The organism is Ancylomarina euxina, from assembly GCF_003863355.1.
GTDB lineage: Bacteria > Bacteroidota > Bacteroidia > Bacteroidales > Marinifilaceae > Ancylomarina > Ancylomarina euxinus.
Genome location: NZ_QQWG01000005.1, coordinates 170097 through 189471, shown reverse-complemented (window position 1 = coordinate 189471; position 19375 = coordinate 170097). Strand labels below are relative to the sequence as shown.

Annotated in this window: 34 protein-coding genes; 1 reads left to right on the top strand and 33 read right to left on the bottom strand. The window is 37.1% G+C overall.

The window, feature by feature from the left end; all coding sequences use genetic code 11:
• Positions 1 to 108: 108 nt before the first annotated feature.
• Positions 109 to 459: a DUF4870 domain-containing protein gene (locus DWB61_RS07410; protein WP_125030264.1), complete on the bottom strand. Its 351-nt coding sequence runs from the start codon at positions 457 to 459 to the stop codon at positions 109 to 111.
• A gap of 92 nt (positions 460 to 551) precedes the next feature.
• Positions 552 to 2240 (bottom strand): energy-dependent translational throttle protein EttA, encoded by a 1689-nt coding sequence (gene ettA, locus DWB61_RS07405; protein ID WP_125030263.1) that lies wholly within the window; start codon positions 2238 to 2240, stop codon positions 552 to 554.
• 296 nt (positions 2241 to 2536) lie between these two features.
• On the opposite strand from ettA, the gene DWB61_RS07400 reads away from it, so the two are divergent.
• On the top strand, positions 2537 to 2995 hold the full coding sequence (locus DWB61_RS07400) for a response regulator (RefSeq protein WP_125030262.1): 459 nt from the start codon (positions 2537 to 2539) through the stop codon (positions 2993 to 2995).
• 75 nt (positions 2996 to 3070) lie between these two features.
• Here the strand turns inward: DWB61_RS07400 and eno are convergent, their stop codons facing one another.
• The 31 genes from eno to rpsJ all read right to left on the bottom strand — a co-directional run bounded on the left by eno (position 3071) and on the right by rpsJ (position 19362).
• Positions 3071 to 4354 carry a phosphopyruvate hydratase gene (gene eno, locus DWB61_RS07395; RefSeq protein ID WP_125030261.1) on the bottom strand — a complete coding sequence of 428 codons (1284 nt, stop codon included), beginning with the start codon at positions 4352 to 4354 and terminating at the stop codon, positions 3071 to 3073.
• Between the two features lie 202 nt (positions 4355 to 4556).
• Positions 4557 to 5042: a 50S ribosomal protein L17 gene (gene rplQ, locus DWB61_RS07390; protein WP_125030260.1), complete on the bottom strand. Its 486-nt coding sequence runs from the start codon at positions 5040 to 5042 to the stop codon at positions 4557 to 4559.
• Positions 5043 to 5048: 6 nt separating this feature from the next.
• Positions 5049 to 6041, bottom strand: coding sequence for a DNA-directed RNA polymerase subunit alpha (locus DWB61_RS07385; RefSeq protein ID WP_125030259.1), 993 nt, complete (start codon positions 6039 to 6041; stop codon positions 5049 to 5051).
• Positions 6042 to 6061: 20 nt separating this feature from the next.
• Positions 6062 to 6670: a 30S ribosomal protein S4 gene (gene rpsD / locus DWB61_RS07380; RefSeq protein WP_125030258.1), complete on the bottom strand. Its 609-nt coding sequence runs from the start codon at positions 6668 to 6670 to the stop codon at positions 6062 to 6064.
• A gap of 124 nt (positions 6671 to 6794) precedes the next feature.
• Complete coding sequence (rpsK, locus tag DWB61_RS07375) at positions 6795 to 7184, bottom strand: 30S ribosomal protein S11 (protein ID WP_125030257.1); 390 nt, start codon at positions 7182 to 7184, stop codon at positions 6795 to 6797.
• Between the two features lie 10 nt (positions 7185 to 7194).
• The gene (gene rpsM, locus DWB61_RS07370; protein WP_125030256.1) at positions 7195 to 7572 is read right to left on the bottom strand and encodes a 30S ribosomal protein S13; all 378 of its coding nucleotides are present in this window, start codon (positions 7570 to 7572) and stop codon (positions 7195 to 7197) included.
• Between the two features lie 33 nt (positions 7573 to 7605).
• Complete coding sequence (gene ykgO / locus DWB61_RS07365; protein ID WP_054714088.1) at positions 7606 to 7722, bottom strand: type B 50S ribosomal protein L36; 117 nt, start codon at positions 7720 to 7722, stop codon at positions 7606 to 7608.
• An 11-nt stretch (positions 7723 to 7733) separates the two neighbouring features.
• Positions 7734 to 7955: a translation initiation factor IF-1 gene (gene infA, locus DWB61_RS07360; RefSeq protein ID WP_054714084.1), complete on the bottom strand. Its 222-nt coding sequence runs from the start codon at positions 7953 to 7955 to the stop codon at positions 7734 to 7736.
• A 26-nt stretch (positions 7956 to 7981) separates the two neighbouring features.
• On the bottom strand, positions 7982 to 8743 hold the full coding sequence (gene map, locus DWB61_RS07355) for a type I methionyl aminopeptidase (RefSeq protein WP_125030255.1): 762 nt from the start codon (positions 8741 to 8743) through the stop codon (positions 7982 to 7984).
• A gap of 23 nt (positions 8744 to 8766) precedes the next feature.
• Complete coding sequence (secY, locus tag DWB61_RS07350) at positions 8767 to 10110, bottom strand: preprotein translocase subunit SecY (protein ID WP_125030254.1); 1344 nt, start codon at positions 10108 to 10110, stop codon at positions 8767 to 8769.
• Positions 10111 to 10119: 9 nt separating this feature from the next.
• On the bottom strand, positions 10120 to 10566 hold the full coding sequence (gene rplO / locus DWB61_RS07345; protein ID WP_125030253.1) for a 50S ribosomal protein L15: 447 nt from the start codon (positions 10564 to 10566) through the stop codon (positions 10120 to 10122).
• A gap of 25 nt (positions 10567 to 10591) precedes the next feature.
• Positions 10592 to 10768 carry a 50S ribosomal protein L30 gene (gene rpmD / locus DWB61_RS07340; RefSeq protein ID WP_125030252.1) on the bottom strand — a complete coding sequence of 59 codons (177 nt, stop codon included), beginning with the start codon at positions 10766 to 10768 and terminating at the stop codon, positions 10592 to 10594.
• A gap of 10 nt (positions 10769 to 10778) precedes the next feature.
• The gene (gene rpsE / locus DWB61_RS07335; RefSeq protein WP_125030251.1) at positions 10779 to 11288 is read right to left on the bottom strand and encodes a 30S ribosomal protein S5; all 510 of its coding nucleotides are present in this window, start codon (positions 11286 to 11288) and stop codon (positions 10779 to 10781) included.
• 5 nt (positions 11289 to 11293) lie between these two features.
• The gene (rplR, locus tag DWB61_RS07330) at positions 11294 to 11650 is read right to left on the bottom strand and encodes a 50S ribosomal protein L18 (RefSeq protein WP_125030250.1); all 357 of its coding nucleotides are present in this window, start codon (positions 11648 to 11650) and stop codon (positions 11294 to 11296) included.
• 18 nt (positions 11651 to 11668) lie between these two features.
• A complete protein-coding gene (gene rplF, locus DWB61_RS07325) occupies positions 11669 to 12223 on the bottom strand; it encodes a 50S ribosomal protein L6 (protein WP_125030249.1) in 555 nt (184 codons plus the stop codon).
• An 18-nt stretch (positions 12224 to 12241) separates the two neighbouring features.
• On the bottom strand, positions 12242 to 12637 hold the full coding sequence (gene rpsH / locus DWB61_RS07320) for a 30S ribosomal protein S8 (protein ID WP_125030248.1): 396 nt from the start codon (positions 12635 to 12637) through the stop codon (positions 12242 to 12244).
• 73 nt (positions 12638 to 12710) lie between these two features.
• A complete protein-coding gene (rpsN, locus tag DWB61_RS07315; RefSeq protein ID WP_125030247.1) occupies positions 12711 to 12980 on the bottom strand; it encodes a 30S ribosomal protein S14 in 270 nt (89 codons plus the stop codon).
• Positions 12981 to 12984: 4 nt separating this feature from the next.
• A complete protein-coding gene (gene rplE / locus DWB61_RS07310; protein ID WP_125030246.1) occupies positions 12985 to 13539 on the bottom strand; it encodes a 50S ribosomal protein L5 in 555 nt (184 codons plus the stop codon).
• Positions 13539 to 13862: a 50S ribosomal protein L24 gene (gene rplX / locus DWB61_RS07305; protein ID WP_125030245.1), complete on the bottom strand. Its 324-nt coding sequence runs from the start codon at positions 13860 to 13862 to the stop codon at positions 13539 to 13541. Before rplX ends, rplE begins: the two co-directional genes overlap by 1 nt.
• Positions 13863 to 13880: 18 nt before the next feature.
• Complete coding sequence (gene rplN / locus DWB61_RS07300; protein ID WP_125030244.1) at positions 13881 to 14246, bottom strand: 50S ribosomal protein L14; 366 nt, start codon at positions 14244 to 14246, stop codon at positions 13881 to 13883.
• Between the two features lie 2 nt (positions 14247 to 14248).
• Positions 14249 to 14503, bottom strand: coding sequence for a 30S ribosomal protein S17 (gene rpsQ / locus DWB61_RS07295; protein ID WP_125030243.1), 255 nt, complete (start codon positions 14501 to 14503; stop codon positions 14249 to 14251).
• Positions 14504 to 14510: 7 nt separating this feature from the next.
• Positions 14511 to 14708, bottom strand: a complete 198-nt coding sequence (gene rpmC / locus DWB61_RS07290) for a 50S ribosomal protein L29 (protein WP_125030242.1) — start codon at positions 14706 to 14708, stop codon at positions 14511 to 14513.
• A 2-nt stretch (positions 14709 to 14710) separates the two neighbouring features.
• Positions 14711 to 15142, bottom strand: coding sequence for a 50S ribosomal protein L16 (gene rplP, locus DWB61_RS07285; RefSeq protein ID WP_125030241.1), 432 nt, complete (start codon positions 15140 to 15142; stop codon positions 14711 to 14713).
• Between the two features lie 26 nt (positions 15143 to 15168).
• Positions 15169 to 15882 (bottom strand): 30S ribosomal protein S3, encoded by a 714-nt coding sequence (gene rpsC / locus DWB61_RS07280; RefSeq protein WP_125030240.1) that lies wholly within the window; start codon positions 15880 to 15882, stop codon positions 15169 to 15171.
• Positions 15883 to 15887: 5 nt separating this feature from the next.
• On the bottom strand, positions 15888 to 16304 hold the full coding sequence (gene rplV, locus DWB61_RS07275; RefSeq protein ID WP_125030239.1) for a 50S ribosomal protein L22: 417 nt from the start codon (positions 16302 to 16304) through the stop codon (positions 15888 to 15890).
• Between the two features lie 40 nt (positions 16305 to 16344).
• Positions 16345 to 16614: a 30S ribosomal protein S19 gene (gene rpsS, locus DWB61_RS07270; RefSeq protein WP_125030238.1), complete on the bottom strand. Its 270-nt coding sequence runs from the start codon at positions 16612 to 16614 to the stop codon at positions 16345 to 16347.
• A gap of 19 nt (positions 16615 to 16633) precedes the next feature.
• Positions 16634 to 17458 (bottom strand): 50S ribosomal protein L2, encoded by an 825-nt coding sequence (gene rplB, locus DWB61_RS07265; RefSeq protein WP_125030237.1) that lies wholly within the window; start codon positions 17456 to 17458, stop codon positions 16634 to 16636.
• A 7-nt stretch (positions 17459 to 17465) separates the two neighbouring features.
• Positions 17466 to 17756: a 50S ribosomal protein L23 gene (gene rplW / locus DWB61_RS07260; RefSeq protein ID WP_125030236.1), complete on the bottom strand. Its 291-nt coding sequence runs from the start codon at positions 17754 to 17756 to the stop codon at positions 17466 to 17468.
• A 10-nt stretch (positions 17757 to 17766) separates the two neighbouring features.
• Entirely contained in the window at positions 17767 to 18399 is a 633-nt protein-coding gene (gene rplD / locus DWB61_RS07255; protein ID WP_125030235.1) for a 50S ribosomal protein L4, read from the bottom strand.
• Complete coding sequence (gene rplC / locus DWB61_RS07250) at positions 18399 to 19016, bottom strand: 50S ribosomal protein L3 (protein WP_125030234.1); 618 nt, start codon at positions 19014 to 19016, stop codon at positions 18399 to 18401. Before rplC ends, rplD begins: the two co-directional genes overlap by 1 nt.
• A gap of 40 nt (positions 19017 to 19056) precedes the next feature.
• Positions 19057 to 19362 (bottom strand): 30S ribosomal protein S10, encoded by a 306-nt coding sequence (rpsJ, locus tag DWB61_RS07245; RefSeq protein WP_125030233.1) that lies wholly within the window; start codon positions 19360 to 19362, stop codon positions 19057 to 19059.
• Positions 19363 to 19375: the final 13 nt, after the last annotated feature.

The following is a 19375-nucleotide window of genomic DNA, read 5'->3' as shown; positions in this document are numbered from 1 at the left end:
GAGTAATGAGTAATGAGTAATGAGTAAAATAAAAAAAACTTCGCTAATCAGACAAAAGAGCGCGAAACTTTTATTATCGAAGTCTGGATGCTGAGCGTAGCCTAAGCGCTATTGAATAAACTTGATAGTCATTGGGTATTCAAATTCTTCATCGTTAAGGGTTTTAACAACAGCCATTATAACAAAAATGAGTTGCAAAAGCCCCAGTATTACAAGGAACAAAATACCAACAAGCACAAATATTAGAAAACCAGCAATTAGCATATAAAGCGTAAATGAAATCTGGAAATTTAAAGCCTTTTTCCCTTCGCGATCAACCAAGGCCGAACTGTCCTTACGCATGCTCCATAAAATAAGAGGCACTATGATATTTCCCAATGGGATAAAATAGGCCAAGCCACCTAAATGACAAAACATAGCCCAATTTCTCTCTTCGTGTGGCGTTCTAAAATACGTCATATTATATGTTTTAAATTACTTATGTCAAAAATACAAAAACAAAGGGAAGAAAACCAATCTGGCTTCTTCCCTCAATTTTTAAGTTGGTGAAATTAATCAGCCAGTAGTTTCTTATATCGAATACGCTTAGGCCCTTCATCGCCCAGTCGTTTCTTTTTATTAATCTCGTAATCGCTATAGCCACCTTCGAAGAATTGAACATGAGAATCACCTTCAAATGCCAGAATATGAGTCGCAATTCTATCCAGGAACCAACGGTCGTGAGAAATCACAACAGCACATCCTGCGAAACTTTCTAAACCTTCTTCAAGGGCACGAAGCGTGTTCACATCAATATCATTGGTTGGCTCATCCAGTAAAAGCACATTAGCTTCTTCCTTAAGCGTTAAAGCTAAGTGTAAACGGTTACGCTCACCCCCCGAAAGCACACCACATTTCTTCTCCTGATCGGCTCCGTTAAAGTTGAATCGTCCCACATAGGCACGAGCATTAATGGTACGACCGCCAACATTAATTAAATCACCACCACCAGAAATCACTTCGTAAACCGATTTCTCAGGATCGATATCAGCATGTTGCTGATCGACGTATCCAACCTTAACCGTTTCACCCACTTCAAAGGTTCCCTTATCAGGCTGCTCAAGATCCATAATCATTCTGAAAAGTGTGGTTTTACCCGCACCATTGGGTCCAATAACACCAACAATACCTGCAGGTGGCAATTCAAACTCCAAATCTTCAAAAAGCAATTTATTTCCAAAAGCCTTAGATACTTCCTTAACCTGAATCACCTTATTACCTAATCGAGGGCCGTTAGGGATAAAAATCTCCAACTTTTCTTCAGCTTCTTTTAGATCCTGATTCATCATGGTATCGTAAGCATTCAAACGAGCCTTTGATTTGGCTTGACGGGCTTTTGGAGCCATACGAACCCATTCCAACTCACGCTCTAAAGTTTTACGACGCTTACTTGCCGTTTTTTCCTCCATAGCCATACGTTTGGTTTTCTGATCTAACCAAGCACTATAATTTCCTTTCCATGGAATACCCTCACCCCTATCAAGTTCAAGAATCCAACCCGCAACATTATCCAAGAAATAACGGTCGTGAGTAATACTAATAACGGTTCCTTTGTATTGAGCAAGGTGCTGCTCCAACCACTCTACCGATTCAGCATCCAAGTGGTTAGTTGGCTCATCGAGCAAAAGAATATCTGGCTCTTGCAAAAGCAGACGACACAAAGCCACACGACGTCGTTCCCCTCCTGATAAATGCTTCACAATAGCATCGCCTTCAGGACAACGTAAAGCATCCATAGCACGTTCCAGCTTGGTGTCAAGATTCCATGCATCGTAATGATCAATCTTCTCCTGAAGCTCAGCTTGCTCATCCATTACGGCTTGCATCTTATCCGGATCCTCAAGAACATCAGGGTCACCAAATTTCAAATTAACTGCTTCGTAAGCGTTCAAACAATCAACAATCTCCTGAACGCCTTCTTCAACAATTTGTCTAACTGTCTTGCTATCATCCAACTCTGGTTCCTGAGCCAAATAACCGATATTGTGATCCTTTGACCAAACCACATGCCCATCGAATGAAGGCTCAAGCCCAGCAATAATCTTGATCAATGTCGATTTACCCGAACCATTTAAACCAATAATACCAATTTTCGCTCCGTAGAAGAAAGAAAGGTTGATATTATTCAATACTTTTTTCTGTGAAGAGAAAGTTTTACTCACTCTCTCCATTGAAAAGATAATCTTCTTATCGTCAGCCATCTATTTAAATTTTAACTCTATTTCGAAATCATAATCAATTGAAACCAAATATAAAGCAATTTCTATTCAATATTTAAGCATCAATCTCACACAAAAATAAAAAAACTAATGGAGCGATCAATCACAAAAACCTGATAGTGTAAACAAATAAATTAATAATAAACCAAATTGAAATCCAGAGACATTACAAGCAGCTAAAAAAATTTAAGCAATAAGATTTTTAATTATCATATAAATGTCTAATTTTAATCTTTAATCAGTCAAATTTAATTTCTTACTCGGCTACAAATAAATATATGGAAAAAATCGAACGCGTTTGTTGGGAAGAGAATATCGATTCTTGTATTGTCGTTAAAACGGAAGTAGAAAAGAGAAATATTCCAATCAGCGAAGCAAAAATCTTGTTAGTAGAAGATAAGCTTAGTAACAGAAAAACCATTGAAATCTACTTAAGATCAAGAGTAGGTAAGGTTGAGATTGCGGAAAATGGTAAGGAAGCTGTTGAAATGTTCGCCAACAATCAATACGATATGATCTTAATGGATTTGCAAATGCCAATTATGGGTGGTATTGAAGCCGCGCAACATATTAGAGAAATGGAAACTGACAGAAAATATCGTGTGCCAATTATCGCATTTAGTGCCAACTATTTTTCTTCAGACAAAGAAGTATCAATCGAGGTTGGTATGGACGCTTATATATCAAAGCCATTCCAATCTAAAACACTTTTCAATTTGATGGAAGAGTATATCTAAGATTGTTCTTAAAAATAGATCATAAAAAAAAGGAGTCGTTAGACTCCTTTTTCTATATATGCACGGGGCTAATAATTAGCATCCGAAAATTGCATTTTCACCCAATTCTTCTTCAATACGTAGCAATTGGTTATATTTAGCCATACGATCAGAACGACTCAAAGAACCCGTCTTAATCTGTCCAGCGTTAGTAGCAACTGAAATATCAGCGATAGTTGCATCTTCAGTTTCACCAGAACGGTGAGAAGTTACTGAAGTATAACCAGCACGGTGAGCCATTTCAATTGCATTCAAAGTCTCAGTTAAAGTACCAATTTGGTTTACTTTAATCAAGATTGAATTAGCAGCTTTAAGCTCGATACCTTTAGCAAGGTAATCAGTGTTAGTTACGAATAAATCGTCACCTACGATCTGACACTTATCACCAATAAGAGTATTTAACGCAACCCATCCATCCCAGTCACCTTCGTCCATACCATCTTCGATAGAATCGATAGGGTACTTAGAAATCAACTCAGCTAAGTAAGCAGCTTGCTCCTCAGAGTTTCTTTTAGCGCCGTTTGGCTCAAAAATACTATAGTCATATACACCGTCTTTGAAAAACTCAGAAGCAGCACAATCCATAGCGATTGAAACATCACCACCATCTTCTTTACGACCAGCTTTGTAACCAGCGTTTTTGATAGCAGTAAGGATACAGTCAATAGCCTCTTCAGTACCACCCAACATAGGAGCGAAACCACCTTCGTCACCTACCGCAGTAGAAAGACCTTTTCCTTTAAGAACTTTAGCAAGAGCATGGAATACTTCAGCACCCATTCTTAAAGCCTCACGGAATGAAGGAGCACCAATAGGACGGATCATGAATTCCTGAAATGCAATTGTAGCATCAGAGTGAGAACCACCATTGATAATGTTCATCATAGGAACAGGAAGAACACAAGCATTTGCACCACCAATATAACGGTATAATGGTAATTCAGAATAAGCAGCAGCAGCTTTAGCAACAGCCAAAGAAACACCTAACATTGCGTTAGCACCTAAATTTGACTTCGTTTTAGTTCCGTCAAGAGCGATCATCGCTTTATCGATAGCTACTTGGTTAGTAGCATCCATACCAAGAAGTGCATTCGCAATAGCGTTGTTTACGTTATCAACTGCTTTTAACACACCTTTACCTAGGTAACGAGACTTATCGCCGTCACGAAGCTCTAATGCTTCATTTTCACCAGTTGAAGCTCCAGAAGGAACACCGGCACGCCCCATATAACCACTAGCAAGGGTTACTTCAACTTCGACAGTAGGATTTCCACGTGAATCAAGAATTTCACGACCGTGAATTTTTACAATTTCTGACATAACTTACGGTATTAATATATTATAATAGTAATGATAGTAACTAATTTGTTATCAGACCTAAAGTTCACTATTAAAAATCATATATTCACATAATTTACTCAAAAAAAAGAGAGGAATCTATGCAAACGTTAGCAAATTCTTTAGGGCATTAAAAAAGGGATAAAGCTTAACTTTATCCCTCTTTTTATATGAAAAGGAAAGATTACTCTTCGCCTTTAACTTCAGTTGCTTCTGTTGCTTCAACTTCAGTAGTAGCTTCCGCAGTCTTAGTGCTTTTTCTTCTACGAGTTGTTTTCTTAACTTCAGCTTTTTTCTCAGTTACATAAGTTTCATTGAAATCAACAAGTTCGATAATACACATTTCTGCATTATCACCTAAACGATTTCCTGTCTTAAGTATACGTGTATAACCACCTGGGCGGTTCGCAACTTTAACTGAAACTTCTTTGAACAACTCAGTCACCGCTTCTTTTTGCTTTAAATAGCTAAAAACAACACGTCTTGAGTGTGTGGTATCTTCCTTACTCTTTGTAATCAACGGCTCTACATACATTTTTAAAGCTTTTGCTTTAGCTGTAGTTGTGCTGATTCTTTTGTGCAAGATTAAAGAAGAAGCCATATTTGAAAGCATAGCCTTTCTGTGGGCAGCTTTTCTTCCTAAGTGATTAAACTTTTTTCTATGTCTCATTTTACCTTATTCCTTATCTAATTTATACTTAGAAATGTCCATACCGAAAGTAAGATTCAATGATTCTAATAAATCATCTAACTCGGTTAAGGATTTCTTACCAAAGTTTCTAAATTTCAACAGGTCGTTTCTGTTAAATTGAACTAGTTCTCCTAGTGTATCTACATCAGCAGCTTTCAAGCAGTTCAATGCTCTTACAGAAAGATCCATATCTACCAATTTAGTCTTAAGAAGTTGACGCATATGCAATACTTCTTCATCAAACTCTTCATTAGCGAATTTCTCATCAGTGTCAAGAGTAATCTTTTCGTCTGAGAATAACATGAAGTGATAAATAAGTATTTTCGCCGCTTCTTTCAACGCTTCTTTTGGATGAATTGAACCATCAGTAGTGATTTCAAAAACTAACTTTTCATAGTCAGTTTTTTGCTCAACACGGTAGTTTTCAACATCAAACTTAACGTTCTTAATTGGTGTGTGAATAGCATCAATTGGAATAACTCCAAATTCCGCATCAACTGGTTTATTCTCTACAGAAGGAACATAACCTCGACCTTTATTGATAGTTAAATCCAAATGTAATTTGGCAGAGCTATCCATTCTGCAAATCACAAGTTCTGGATTCAACACTTCGAAACCGGTTAGGAACTTGTTAATATCGCCTGCTGTAAAAGTTTCCTGATCCGAAATGGTAACAGTAACCAATTCGCTATCAACTTCTTCAACTTTTTGTTTAAACCGAACTTGCTTTAAGTTCAGGATCATTTCGGTTACATCCTCAATAACACCTGGTACTGTAGAGAATTCATGATCAACACCTTGAACCTTAATAGTAGTAATTGCATACCCCTCAAGAGAAGAAAGTAAAATTCTTCTTAAGGCGTTACCAATTGTAATACCATATCCAGGCTCAAGTGGACGAAATTCGAATTTACCGAATTTGTCGTCAGCGTCGAGCATAATAACTTTGTCCGGTTTTTGGAAAGCTAATATTGCCATAAAATATTGATTAACTATTTTTATTTAGAATACAATTCAACGATTAACTGCTCCTTGATGTTCTCAGGAATCTCAGTTCTTTCAGGAATGTTTAAAAACTTACCAGTAAGTGAAGTTTGATCCCATTCCAACCAAGATGCTTGGTTGTATCTTGCAGTAGATAAAGAATCGGTAATAGCAATTAAAGACTTCGATTTTTCACGAACTCCTACGATATCCCCGGCTTTTACTGAAAATGAAGCGATATTACAAACCTGACCGTTTACAGTAATATGTTTATGGCTAACCAACTGACGAGCAGCTGATCTTGTTGGAGCAACACCTAATCTGTAAACAACGTTGTCTAAACGACACTCTAGGAGTTGTAACAATACTTCACCAGTAATACCTTTACTTCTTGCGGCCTTTTTAAATAAGTTAGAGAATTGCTTTTCTAATACACCATAAGTGTATTTTACTTTTTGCTTCTCTTTTAACTGAACCCCATATTCAGACATTTTTGATCTTCTACGGCTGTTACCGTGCTGTCCTGGAGGGTAGTTTTTATTTTCAAATGCCTTATCAGGTCCAAAAATTGGCTCTCCAAATTTTCTAGCAATTTTACTCTTTGGTCCTATATATCTAGCCATCTCTTATTAAATTTAATTTTTTACGTTAAGTGACTTAAAAAGTTATCGGTTTTAAAAGGGCCGCTGTTCTTGAGAGGATATCAAAAGAAAAAAAAACCGAACAAAATTTAAGCTGAATTTTTAATTATACTCTACGTCTTTTTGGAGGTCTACAACCATTATGAGGTAGTGGAGTTACATCGATGATCTCTGCGATATCAATTCCGCAAGAATTAACTGCACGGATTGCAGATTCACGTCCGTTACCTGGACCTTTAACGTATACTTTAACTTTTCTCAAACCTAGATCATGAGCAACTTTAGCACAATCGGATGCAGCTTGTTGAGCAGCATATGGAGTGTTCTTCTTAGAACCTCTAAATCCCATTTTACCGGCCGATGACCAAGAAATAACCTGACCAGTGTTATTGGTCATTGAGATAATAATGTTGTTGAATGATGAGTGGATGTGCACTTGTCCTAGCGCTTCAACCTTCACAACTCTTTTTTTAACTGATACAGACTTTTTTGCCATAACTTAACAATTATTTAGTTGCTTTCTTTTTGTTTGCAACTGTTTTTCTCTTACCCTTTCTAGTACGGGAGTTGTTTTTAGTTCTCTGACCACGTAAAGGTAAACCAACACGGTGACGAATACCACGGTAGCAACCAATATCCATCAAACGCTTAATGTTCAACTGGTTTAGAGAACGTAATTCCCCCTCAACCTTGAAGTTTGCATTAATTGCTTGACGAATTCTAGCAGCTTCATCATCTGTCCAGTCCTTAACTTTTGTATCGTAGCTAACACCAACTTCATCAAGGATTTGTTTAGCGGCGCTATTACCAATTCCAAAGATATAGGTTAAACTAATAACCCCTCTCTTATTTTGAGGCAAATCGACTCCAACAATTCTAGCCATAAAATTTATTTATTTATTTACAAGTTAACTTAATTATCCTTGACGTTGTTTAAACTTAGGATTCTTTTTATTAATCACATACAAACGTCCTTTTCTTCTAACGATCTTACAATCTTCAGAACGTTTCTTTACAGATGCTCTTACCTTCATTTTATCGAAATTTAATTTTTGTATCTAAAAGTAATGCGCCCTTTAGTAAGATCGTATGGCGACATTTCCACTTTAACCTTATCCCCAGGCAAGATCTTAATATAGTGCATTCTCATTTTCCCGGAAATATGAGCTGTAATCACGTGTCCGTTCTCAAGTTCTACACGAAACATTGCATTTGATAATGCTTCGGTAATGGTACCGTCTTGTTCTATTGAAGGCTGCTTAGCCATAAGTAATAATTGTATTATATGTTATTTTATTCCTCAATAAATTCAAAACTGGACAGGATTTGAGCTTGTCCATTTCTTACAACAACTGTGTGTTCGAAATGTGCAGAAGGCAAACCATCTGCCGTTACAATTGCCCAACCATCTTCATCTTGATAAACCTCTTTCTTTCCCAGATTGATCATTGGTTCAATGGCTATAACTAGTCCATTTCGCAACTTTAAACCTTGGTGTTGTTTACCAAAATTTGGAACCTGTGGATCTTCATGCAAATCCTTACCAATTCCGTGTCCCACCATTTCTCGTACAACAGAAAAAGAATGTTTCTCTGCATGTTCTTGAATGGCATAGCCGATATCTCCCAAATAGTTTCCTTCGACCGCATTAGTTATGCCTTTATAAAGAGCTTCCTTAGTTACTTTTAGTAACGATTTAATCTCCGGTTTTACTTCTCCTACACTGAATGTATATGCTGAATCGCCATAAAAACCATTTAACAACACACCACAATCGCAAGATAAAATATCCCCATCTTTCAACTCATAGAAAGATGGTATTCCATGCACAACTTGCTTGCCTACTGACATGCAAAGTGTGTTTGGAAATCCATCGTAACCAAGAAATCCTGGTATACCACCATTATCTCTTATATATTCTTCCGCAATTTGATCTAACTTAAGAGTCGATATGCCGGGGCATATCCTCTTTGATATTTCACCAAGAGTTCTGGCCACCAGCATGTTACTTTGTTCAAGTAACGCTATCTCCTCCTCAGTTTTGTAAAAAATCATTTTGCAAAGAAAGCAAAAATATTTTAATAAGCAGCAGCTCCTGCTGGAGATTTGCCTTTTATTCTTCCAGACTTCATCAAGCCATCGTAATGACGCATCAATAAATGACTCTCAATTTGTTGTAGAGTATCTAAAACAACACCCACTAAAATCAATAAAGATGTACCTCCGAAGAATTGAGCAAAACCACTATTTATACCACCTAACATTGCAAAGGCAGGCATAATTGCAACCCAACCTAAGAATAAAGATCCCGGTAAAGTAATACGAGACATTACAGTATCTAAGAAATCAACAGTCTTTTTACCTGGCTTAATACCCGGGATAAATCCACCATTCTTTTTCATATCCTCAGCCATTTGCGTTGGATTAACTGTAATTGCAGTATAAAAGTAAGTGAACAACACAATCATTACAAAAAACAAAGCATTGTAATAAAAACCAGTGTAGTTACTCAAAGCAGCAGCAACTCCAGATAATGAATCAGAACTCGCATAGTTCACAAATGCCATAGGCAAGAACATAATAGCCTGAGCAAAAATGATAGGCATAACACCAGCTGCATTCACTTTTAAAGGAATGTACTGACGAACACCACCATATTGCTTGTTTCCAACAATACGTTTAGCGTACTGTACTGGAATCTTTCTAGTACCCTGTACTAACAAAATAGTCAGAGCAAAAACTACGAACAAAATTACAATTTCAAGAACAAGTAGAATTAATCCACCTCCTTGACCTTCTAATCTTGATCCAAGTTCAGCAACAAAGTTAAAAGGTAATCGAGCAATAATACCAATCATGATGATGATAGAAATACCGTTACCAATTCCCTTATCAGTAATCTTTTCACCTAACCACATGATAAACATGGATCCGGCTGCAAGAATAGCTACTGAAGATGCAGTAAAGAAAAAGCCTTTCAAAATGAAAGCTGCTTCAGGCAAAGTCGAGTGTAGGTTTAATAGATATCCAGGTGCTTGAAGAATAAGAATGACAACCGTTAAATAACGTGTAATCTGATTGATTTTACGACGACCACTCTCACCTTCACGTTGTAAACGTTGAAAGTAAGGGACAGCAATTCCCATCAACTGAATAACGATGGATGCAGAAATGTAAGGCATGATTCCTAGGGCGAAAATTGAAGCATTCGAGAATGCACCCCCTGAAAACATATCTAACAAACCTAATACACCATCAGCAGTTTGAGATTTTAACGCGCCTAAGTGAGCTGGGTCTATCCCCGGCAACACAATCATGGTTCCTAAACGGTAAACCAATAGAAGTCCTAAAGTTGTTAAGATTCTTGATCTTAAATCTTCAATCTTCCAGATGTTCTTCAATGTATCTATTAAACCTTTCATTATCTAATCTTACAATTTAACAACAGTTCCTTCAACTGCTTCAATCGCTGATTGAGCAGATTTTGAGAACGCATGAGCTTTAACTTCAAGCTTAGCAGATAAAACACCATTACCTAAAACTTTGATTCTGTCGTTCTTACTACACATTCCTGCGTTTACTAGAACTTCTGCATCTATAGATGTAATGTTAAGCTTATCAGCTAATACTTGCAATACTTCAACATTAATAGCTTTGTATTCAACTCTATTAATATTCTTAAATCCAAACTTAGGAACTCTTCGTTGCAAAGGCATTTGACCACCTTCGAAACCAACTTTTTTAGAGTATCCAGATCTTGACTTCTGCCCTTTATGTCCCTTGGTTGAGGTACCACCTCTACCAGAGCCCTGTCCACGACCAATTCTTTTGGTTGTCTTTACAGATCCGACGGCGGGTTTTAAGTTACTTAAGTCCATAATATATTTATGCTATTAACAATTATTATTCTTGAACGGTAACCAGGTGACTTACCTTTGCAACCATTCCTTTAATTTGAGGTGTAGCCTCATGCTCAACAGTACCATTGATCTTTTTCAATCCCAATGCTTCTAAGGTTTTCTTTTGGCGAGCACTACTCCCAATTTTACTCTTAACTTGGGTAATTTTAATCTTAGCCATTTCCTTTAGTTTAACCGTTAAACACTTTATCTAATGATACACCTCTATGGTCAGCTACAGTATGAGCATCTCTCAACTCAGCAAGAGCCGCAATAGTAGCTTTCACAAGGTTATGAGGGTTTGATGATCCTTTTGACTTTGCAAGTACATCAGTTACACCAACACTCTCAAGTACGGCACGCATCGCACCACCGGCTTTAACCCCGGTACCATGAGAAGCAGGCTTAATGAAAACCTCTGCTCCACCAAAACGTGCAAGTTGCTCGTGAGGAATAGTTCCCTTAAGAACTGGAACTTTAATCAGGTTTTTCTTAGCAGCATCAACACCTTTTGAGATTGCTGTAGTAACCTCGTTAGCTTTTCCAAGCCCCCAACCTACTAAACCATTCTCATTTCCAACAACAACAATTGCTGAAAAGCTAAAAGTACGTCCACCTTTTGTTACCTTAGTAACACGATTAATTGCAACCAGTTTATCCTTAAGCTCTGCGTCGCTAGTCTTAATATTCTTATCTGCCATAATATTTAAAATTTAAGGCCACCTTTACGAGCAGCGTCCGCTAAAGATTTAATTCTACCATGGTATAAGTAACCATTTCTATCAAATACTACTTCAGAAATACCTGCAGTAACAGCTTTCTCAGCAATTGCTTGCCCTATGAATTCTGCTTGCTCAATTTTATTACCTTCCTTCTCTGCAAAATCTTTTGCAAGAGATGAAATTGATAATAAAGTCTTTCCAGTAATATCATCAATTATTTGTACTGAAATCTGCTTGTTTGAACGAAAAACTGACATTCTTGGTCTTTCAGCAGTTCCAGAAATAGACTTACGAACTCGTCTTTTAATTCTAAGTCTTCTTTCGCGCTTAGTTAAAGCCATAATTTACTGTTTTAGAAATTATTTACCCGCAGATTTACCAGCTTTTCTTCTTAGCTGCTCTCCAACAAATTTAACACCTTTTCCTTTATACGGCTCTGGTTTTCTGAAAGAACGAATCTTTGCAGCAACCTGTCCTACCAATTGCTTATCGCAACTCTCAAGAGTAATAATTGGATTAGCACGTTTTTCAGTAACAGCAGTTACTTTAACTTCCGATGCAATCTCCATATGAATCAAGTGAGAGTAACCTAAAGCCAACTCTAAGATTTGTCCTTGAGAAGTCGCACGGTAACCAACACCTACAAGCTCTTGCTCAGTCTTGAATCCTTCACTTACACCAATAACCATGTTATTGATTAATGAACGATATAAACCATGCATTGCTTTATGAGGCTTCTGATCAGTTGGACGCTCTAGAACAATAGAGTTTTCTTCTACAGTTACTTTGATTACAGGATCAACCTGTTGGGTTAATTCACCTTTAGGGCCTTTAACCACCACTGAATTATCTTTGTTTACCTTTACTTCAACTCCGGCAGGCAAAACGATAGGTAATTTTCCAATTCTCGACATTTCTTATCCTCCCTAAATTTAGTAAACGAAACACAATACTTCACCACCAACATGCTTTTGGCGAGCTTCCTTATCAGTCATTACTCCCTGAGAAGTAGATAAGATAGCAATACCTAAACCGTTAAGTACGCGAGGTAATTCAGTAGCTCCACAATATTTTCTTAAACCTGGCTTAGAGACACGTTTAAGGTCCTTAATTGCTGGAATCTTAGACTCTGGATGATATTTCAAAGCAATTTTAATTTTACCTTGCAAACCATCATCCTCAAATTTGTAATTAAGGATATATCCTTTATCCTTAAGAATTTTTGTCATTTCTTTTTTTACGTTTGATGCAGGTATTTCAACCACTTTGTGGTTAGCCATAATTGCATTTCTTAAACGTGTAAGAAAATCTGCTATTGGATCTGTCATTATTTAAAAAATTAAATTGATCCCGATTGCTCGGGACAATATTTAACAATAGTTCTTTTACAAACGTTGTTGGTTACCAACTTGCCTTCATTACTCCAGGAATAAGACCAGAAGAAGCCATTTCACGGAAAGTGATACGACTTACACCGAATTGTCTCATATATCCTTTAGGACGACCAGTTAACTTACATCTGTTATGCAATCTAACAGGTGAAGAATTTTTAGGCAAACGACTAAGACCGATATAGTCACCTTCCTCTTTTAGTTTAGCTCTTTTAGCAGCGTATTTTTCTACTAATTTTTGACGCTTAACTTCGCGAGCTTTCATTGATTCTTTAGCCATCGTATTACTTTTTAATGTTTTTAAATGGTAATCCAAATTCTTTCAAAAGAGCATAGGCTTCTTCATCGGTATTTGCAGAAGTAACAAAGGTAATATTCATACCCATAATCTTATTCACTTCATCCAAAAGGATTTCAGGAAAAATGATTTGCTCTTCAATACCTAATGTATAGTTTCCACGTCCATCAAGCTTGCTATTAATACCTTTGAAGTCACGAATACGTGGTAAAGCAACACGAACTAATTTCTCAAGAAATTCGTACATGCGCTCGCGACGTAAAGTAACAGTAGTACCAATTGGCATACCCTTACGTAACTTAAAGTTAGAAATATCTTTAGACGATAGAGTTGATACTGCTTTCTGTCCAGTGATTGTAGTCATTTCGTTCAAAGAGAACTCAAGAACTTTTTTGTCAGCAATTGCTTGTCCAACACCTTGATTAAGTACTATCTTCGTTAATCTAGGAACTTGCATTACAGACTTGTAGTTGAATTCCTTCATTAAAGCTGGAACAACTTCCTCTGTATACTGTTTTTTTAGAGATGGTGTATAACTCATTACTTGATCTCCTCCCCTGACTTTTTAGCGTATCTAACTAATTTGTTATTGTCATTCAATTTTCTACCAATACGGGTAGCTTTCCCGGTAGAAGGATCCTTCACATTCAAATTTGAAATGTGAATAGGAGCCTCTTTCTTAATAATACCGCCTTGAGGGTTAGCTGCGTTAGGTTTGGTATGCTTAGACATCATGTTAACACCTTCAACGATCGCACGTTGCTTGTCAACAATCACTTCTAAAACTTTACCTTCCTGGCCTCTAGATTCCCCTGCGTTTACAATTACGGTATCACCCTTTTTAATATGTAACTTCTTTCGCATTGTTCTAAGTTTACAAGATTATAATACTTCTGGTGCTAGAGATACGATCTTCATGTTTGTTTCACGTAGTTCTCTTGCAACAGGTCCAAAAATACGGGTTCCTCTCATCTCTTCTGCTGTATTCAACAACACACAAGCGTTATCGTCAAAGCGGATATAAGACCCATCATTTCTTCTAATCTCTTTCTTTACACGAACAATAACGGCTTTGGTTACTGTTCCTTTTTTCATATCCGAACCTGGGATTGAGTTCTTAACGGTAACCACAATCTTATCGCCAATTGACGCATAACGTTTTTTGGTTCCGCCTAACACACGGATACAAAGAACTTCTTTGGCTCCGCTGTTATCAGCTACTAATAGTCTACTTTCTGTTTGTATCATGATTACTTAGCTCTTTCAATAAGTTCAACTAATCTCCAAGTCTTATTTTTACTTAAAGGTCGGGTTTCCATGATCTTTACGGTATCACCTTCATTACAGGTGTTTTCTTCATCGTGAGCAGTATACTTCTTAGTCTTGTTCACGAATTTTCCGTAAATAGGGTGTTTTTCTTTAGTGTGAACTGCAACTGTAATGGTTTTATCCATTTTGTCGCTCACCACTACCCCGATACGTTCTTTTCTAAGGTTTCTTTCCATCACTTTTTTACTTTTCAGTTAATTGCCTCTGACGTAATTCCGTCATTAATTTTGCAATATTACGTCTGGTTTCCTTTATTTGCAAAGGATTCTCCAAAGGTGAAATAGCGTGATTTAGGTTGAATCGAGTTAATGCTGTTCTTTCAGCGTCCAACTTTTCTACTATTTCCTGTGTTGTTAACTCTCTGATTTCCGAATTCTTCATGATTAAACATTTGAATTTTCAACATAATCACGTCTTACGACAAACTTTGTAGTAACAGGTAACTTTTGTGCAGCTAGACGCAAAGCCTCTTTAGCTACCTCATAAGGTACACCTTCACACTCGAATAACATTCTTCCTGGTGAAACAGGAGCAACGAATCCTTCTGGTGAACCCTTACCTTTACCCATACGTACCTCTGCAGGCTTCTTAGTGATAGGTTTATCTGGGAATATTCTAATCCACAGCTGACCTTGTCTTTGCATATATCGGGTTACTGCAACACGAGCAGCTTCAATCTGGCGACCAGTCAACCACTTTGTTTCAAGTGATTTAATTCCAAAAGATCCAAATGCTAATTCAGTTCCGCGACCTGCGTTACCTTTCATTTTTCCTTTTTGTTGTCTCCTAAATTTAGTCCTTTTTGGTTGTAACATCGTACTAATACATTAAAATTTAAAGACTACTTCTTTTTTCTTCTATTAAAACCAGGCTTTCCACCTTTAGGAGCGCGAGCATCGCGTAATCCTGCATTTGGAGTTAAATCTGGTTTTCCATAAATCTCACCTTTACAGATCCAAACCTTGATACCTAATAAACCGTAAGTTGTTAAAGCTTCAGCTAAACAGTAATCAATATTGGCTCTTAAAGTATGAAGAGGAGTACGTCCTTCTTTATACATTTCAGAACGTGCCATCTCTGCTCCATTTAAACGACCTGAGATTTGAATTTTAATTCCTTCAGCACCCATTCTCATTGTAGAAGCAATGGCCATCTTAGTTGCTCTTCGATAGGCGATACGTCCTTCGATTTGACGAGCAATGTTATTAGCGACGATTACGGCATCCAACTCAGGACGCTTAATTTCAAAGATGTTAATCTGTACTTCTTTGTCAGTAATCTTCTTTAACTCTTCTTTTAGCTTATCTACTTCTTGACCACCTTTACCGATAATAATACCAGGGCGTGCAGTGTTGATAGTAATTGTGATAAGTTTAAGAGTTCTTTCAATTATGATTTTTGAAATACTTGCTTTTGCTAAACGAACATTTAAATACTTGCGAATTTTTGTGTCCTCAACAAGCTTCTCACCGTAGTTTTTTCCACCAAACCAGTTAGAATCCCATCCTCTGATGATTCCCAGTCGATTTCCTATTGGATTTACTTTTTGTCCCATTCTAACTATTCTTTTGTATCACTTTCGGCAGTTTTGCTACCAAGTAATATAGTTACATGATTTGATCTCTTTTTAATTCTATGTGCTCTCCCTTGAGGAGCAGGTCTTAGACGCTTAAGGATACGTGCAGAGTCTACTGAAATTTCTTTCACGTAAAGTGCGCTATCCTCTAATCTTTGACCTTCATTCTTAGCTTGCCAGTTGGCAATTGCTGAAAGCACTAGTTTTTCTACGCGATTTGATGCTTCTTTTGGACTGAAACGAAGTACATCTAAAGCTCGGTTCACCTCCATACCTCTTACCATATCGGCAACAAGGCGCATTTTGCGGGGCGAAGTCGGAACATTCTTTAAGCTAGCAAACGCTTTGCTTAAATTCTGTTCCTTTATTTGGTTTGCTTTTATTCTTTTTCTAGCTCCCATTTTTACGAATTCAAAATGTTAATTAAAACCAACGTCACGCTTAACGTTTTTTCTTATCAACGTGACCTCTAAAGGTACGAGTTGGTGCAAATTCTCCTAATTTATGTCCTACCATATTCTCGGTAACATATACTGGAATGAATTTATTTCCGTTGTGAACGGCAATCGTGTGGCCTACGAAATCTGGAGAGATCATAGAACGACGTGACCAGGTTTTAATCACTGATTTTTTACCTGACTCGTTTTGCTCTATTACTCTTTTATCCAATTTGAAATCGATAAAAGGGCCTTTTTTTAATGAACGACTCATAACAACTTAATTAATCAAATTATTTTTTCCTTCTTTCAACGATATACTTATTAGAAGCATTCTTTTTAGCTCTAGTTCTGAAACCTTTCGCTAAAACACCTGTTCTAGAGCGTGGATGTCCTCCTGAAGATTTACCTTCACCACCACCCATTGGGTGATCAACTGGATTCATCACTACACCACGAACACGAGGTCTTCTACCTAACCAGCGAGTACGACCAGCTTTACCACTTCTTTCTAGAGCGTGATCGCTATTAGAAACGGTACCGATTGTAGCTTTACAGGTAACAAGAATCATTCTAACTTCTGACGAAGGTAATTTGATCATTGCATATTTGCCATCTCTTGAAACGAGTTGAGCATATGCACCAGCACTACGAGCCATCACAGCACCTTGAGAGGGTCTTAATTCAATATTATGAATTATTGTTCCTAATGGGATATCTGATAATGGCATTGCATTTCCGATCTCTGGAGCAACTTTTTCACCAGAAACAAGTACTTGATCTACCTCTAAGCCATTTGGAGCAATAATGTAACGCTTCTCACCATCTGCATACACAAGCAAAGCAATGCGCGCAGTACGGTTTGGATCGTACTCTATTGAAACAACTTTGGCAGGGATAGTATCCTTGTCTCTTTTGAAATCGATTACTCGATATCTTCTTTTGTGACCACCACCTATATATCTCATTGTCATTTTACCAGTGTTATTTCTACCACCGGTTTTTTTCATTGGTCTCAACAATGATTTCTCAGGTTTGTCTGTAGTTACCTGCTCAAAGGTATTAAGGATCTTATGTCTTTGACCAGGAGTTACAGGTTTTAATTTACGTACAGCCATTTTCTAATTAAATATTGCTATAAAAATCTATGTTATCTCCTTCAACTAAAGTTATAATCGCCTTCTTAAAAGAAACAGTTCTACCATTAATTGCACCAGCTTTAGTGAAACGGCTTTTTGTTTTACCTTGATAGTTCATGGTATTTACCGAAACAACTTTAACGCTGTACATTTTCTCAACTGCTCTCTTAATATCGATCTTGGTCGCTCTGCGATCAACAACAAAACCTACGCGATTTAACTTTTCGCTTAGTTCAGTCATTTTCTCAGTAACGAGGGGCTTTAATAAAATTTCCATTTTTTTAAACTTAGTTTAGTTTAAACATTTCATCGAGCCCTTTAATCGAACTCTCAACGAATAACAAAGTTGAAGCTTTCATAATATCGTAAGTTGCAAGGTCAGAAACACGTACAACTTCAACATTCTTCAAATTACGAGACGACAAATATATGTTTTTATTATCTTCATTTAAAACCAAAAGCACTTTTTTATCAGACACTTTCAGATTATTTTGAAGATCAACAAACATTTTTGTCTTTACTACTTCAAAATTGAAATCTTCAACAACAACTAAAGCATTGTTTTGCGCCTTAACTGCCAAAGCAGATTTACGAGCTAATTGCTTAAGTTTTTTATTCAATTTGAAGGTATAGTTTCTTGGACGAGGACCGAAACAACGACCTCCACCACGAAACAAAGGAGACTTGATACTACCAGCACGAGCTGTACCAGTACCTTTTTGCTTCTTAATCTTAGCAGTACTACCAGAAATATCAGCTCTCTCTTTTGACTTGTGAGTTCCCTGACGTTGGTTTGCTAAAAATTGTTTTACATCTAAGTAAATAGCGTGCTCGTTTGGTTCGATGCCGAAAACTGAATCTTGCAACTCAATTTTTCTTCCTGTATCTTCTCCAGCTGTGTTTAAAATAGTTAATTCCATTACTTTTCAATAATTACGTATGAACCTTTAGACCCTGGAAGAGATCCTTTAACTAATAATAAGTTGTTCTCAGGAATTACCTTAAGAACCTGAAGATTTTGAATCTTCACAGTGTCCCCACCCATACGTCCGGCCATTCTCATGCCTTTAAATACGCGAGCTGGGTAAGATGCAGCACCAATAGAACCAGGTGCACGTAAACGGTTATGTTGACCGTGTGTCGCGCCACCTACTCCGCCAAAACCATGACGTTTTACAACACCTTGGAAACCTTTACCTTTAGTAACCCCTGCAACATCTACATACATAGTGTCAGCAAAAATATCAACTGTAATGGCTTCACCTAAAGCGTACTCTTTGTCAAAATCCGAAAATTCAACAAGTTTCTTCTTAGGAGTTGTGTTTGCCTTTTTAAAGTGCCCATCTAGCGCCTTAGTTGTTCGCTTTTCTTTCTTTTCATCAAAAGCCAACTGAAGTGCTGCGTAACCATCAGACTCTACAGTCTTGATTTGTGTTACGACACATGGACCTGCCTCAATGACAGTGCATGGAATACATTTTCCCTCGGCACTGTAAACGGAAGTCATTCCGATTTTTTTTCCAATTAATCCTGGCATTTCTCTTTTTGTTTTAAAATAAAACTAACAATACTGTCTATCAAACTTTAATTTCAACTTCAACACCACTTGGCAACTCAAGTTTCATCAAAGCATCAATTGTATTTGCAGTTGAACTGTAAATGTCAATTAAACGCTTAAATGAAGAAAGCTGAAATTGTTCTCTTGATTTCTTGTTCACGAAAGTTGAACGAAGAACAGTAAATATTCTCTTGTGAGTAGGAAGTGGAATTGGTCCACTTACTACCGCACCTGTAGCCTTAACTGTTTTTACAATCTTATCAGCTGAATTGTCAACTAAGTTATGATCGTAAGATTTCAGTTTAATTCTAATTTTCTGGCTCATATTAATAAATCTA

Coding starts and splice junctions, on each gene's coding strand:
- DWB61_RS07410 (WP_125030264.1), bottom strand. CDS start 459: ATGACGTATTTTAGAACGCCACACGAAGAGAGAAATTGGGCTATGTTT.
- ettA (WP_125030263.1), bottom strand. CDS start 2,240: ATGGCTGACGATAAGAAGATTATCTTTTCAATGGAGAGAGTGAGTAAA.
- DWB61_RS07400 (WP_125030262.1), top strand. CDS start 2,537: ATGGAAAAAATCGAACGCGTTTGTTGGGAAGAGAATATCGATTCTTGT.
- eno (WP_125030261.1), bottom strand. CDS start 4,354: ATGTCAGAAATTGTAAAAATTCACGGTCGTGAAATTCTTGATTCACGT.
- rplQ (WP_125030260.1), bottom strand. CDS start 5,042: ATGAGACATAGAAAAAAGTTTAATCACTTAGGAAGAAAAGCTGCCCAC.
- DWB61_RS07385 (WP_125030259.1), bottom strand. CDS start 6,041: ATGGCAATATTAGCTTTCCAAAAACCGGACAAAGTTATTATGCTCGAC.
- rpsD (WP_125030258.1), bottom strand. CDS start 6,670: ATGGCTAGATATATAGGACCAAAGAGTAAAATTGCTAGAAAATTTGGA.
- rpsK (WP_125030257.1), bottom strand. CDS start 7,184: ATGGCAAAAAAGTCTGTATCAGTTAAAAAAAGAGTTGTGAAGGTTGAA.
- rpsM (WP_125030256.1), bottom strand. CDS start 7,572: ATGGCTAGAATTGTTGGAGTCGATTTGCCTCAAAATAAGAGAGGGGTT.
- ykgO (WP_054714088.1), bottom strand. CDS start 7,722: ATGAAGGTAAGAGCATCTGTAAAGAAACGTTCTGAAGATTGTAAGATC.
- infA (WP_054714084.1), bottom strand. CDS start 7,955: ATGGCTAAGCAGCCTTCAATAGAACAAGACGGTACCATTACCGAAGCA.
- map (WP_125030255.1), bottom strand. CDS start 8,743: ATGATTTTTTACAAAACTGAGGAGGAGATAGCGTTACTTGAACAAAGT.
- secY (WP_125030254.1), bottom strand. CDS start 10,110: ATGAAAGGTTTAATAGATACATTGAAGAACATCTGGAAGATTGAAGAT.
- rplO (WP_125030253.1), bottom strand. CDS start 10,566: ATGGACTTAAGTAACTTAAAACCCGCCGTCGGATCTGTAAAGACAACC.
- rpmD (WP_125030252.1), bottom strand. CDS start 10,768: ATGGCTAAGATTAAAATTACCCAAGTTAAGAGTAAAATTGGGAGTAGT.
- rpsE (WP_125030251.1), bottom strand. CDS start 11,288: ATGGCAGATAAGAATATTAAGACTAGCGACGCAGAGCTTAAGGATAAA.
- rplR (WP_125030250.1), bottom strand. CDS start 11,650: ATGGCTTTAACTAAGCGCGAAAGAAGACTTAGAATTAAAAGACGAGTT.
- rplF (WP_125030249.1), bottom strand. CDS start 12,223: ATGTCGAGAATTGGAAAATTACCTATCGTTTTGCCTGCCGGAGTTGAA.
- rpsH (WP_125030248.1), bottom strand. CDS start 12,637: ATGACAGATCCAATAGCAGATTTTCTTACACGTTTAAGAAATGCAATT.
- rpsN (WP_125030247.1), bottom strand. CDS start 12,980: ATGGCTAAAGAATCAATGAAAGCTCGCGAAGTTAAGCGTCAAAAATTA.
- rplE (WP_125030246.1), bottom strand. CDS start 13,539: ATGAGTTATACACCATCTCTAAAAAAACAGTATACAGAGGAAGTTGTT.
- rplX (WP_125030245.1), bottom strand. CDS start 13,862: ATGCGAAAGAAGTTACATATTAAAAAGGGTGATACCGTAATTGTAAAC.
- rplN (WP_125030244.1), bottom strand. CDS start 14,246: ATGATACAAACAGAAAGTAGACTATTAGTAGCTGATAACAGCGGAGCC.
- rpsQ (WP_125030243.1), bottom strand. CDS start 14,503: ATGGAAAGAAACCTTAGAAAAGAACGTATCGGGGTAGTGGTGAGCGAC.
- rpmC (WP_125030242.1), bottom strand. CDS start 14,708: ATGAAGAATTCGGAAATCAGAGAGTTAACAACACAGGAAATAGTAGAA.
- rplP (WP_125030241.1), bottom strand. CDS start 15,142: ATGTTACAACCAAAAAGGACTAAATTTAGGAGACAACAAAAAGGAAAA.
- rpsC (WP_125030240.1), bottom strand. CDS start 15,882: ATGGGACAAAAAGTAAATCCAATAGGAAATCGACTGGGAATCATCAGA.
- rplV (WP_125030239.1), bottom strand. CDS start 16,304: ATGGGAGCTAGAAAAAGAATAAAAGCAAACCAAATAAAGGAACAGAAT.
- rpsS (WP_125030238.1), bottom strand. CDS start 16,614: ATGAGTCGTTCATTAAAAAAAGGCCCTTTTATCGATTTCAAATTGGAT.
- rplB (WP_125030237.1), bottom strand. CDS start 17,458: ATGGCTGTACGTAAATTAAAACCTGTAACTCCTGGTCAAAGACATAAG.
- rplW (WP_125030236.1), bottom strand. CDS start 17,756: ATGGAAATTTTATTAAAGCCCCTCGTTACTGAGAAAATGACTGAACTA.
- rplD (WP_125030235.1), bottom strand. CDS start 18,399: ATGGAATTAACTATTTTAAACACAGCTGGAGAAGATACAGGAAGAAAA.
- rplC (WP_125030234.1), bottom strand. CDS start 19,016: ATGCCAGGATTAATTGGAAAAAAAATCGGAATGACTTCCGTTTACAGT.
- rpsJ (WP_125030233.1), bottom strand. CDS start 19,362: ATGAGCCAGAAAATTAGAATTAAACTGAAATCTTACGATCATAACTTA.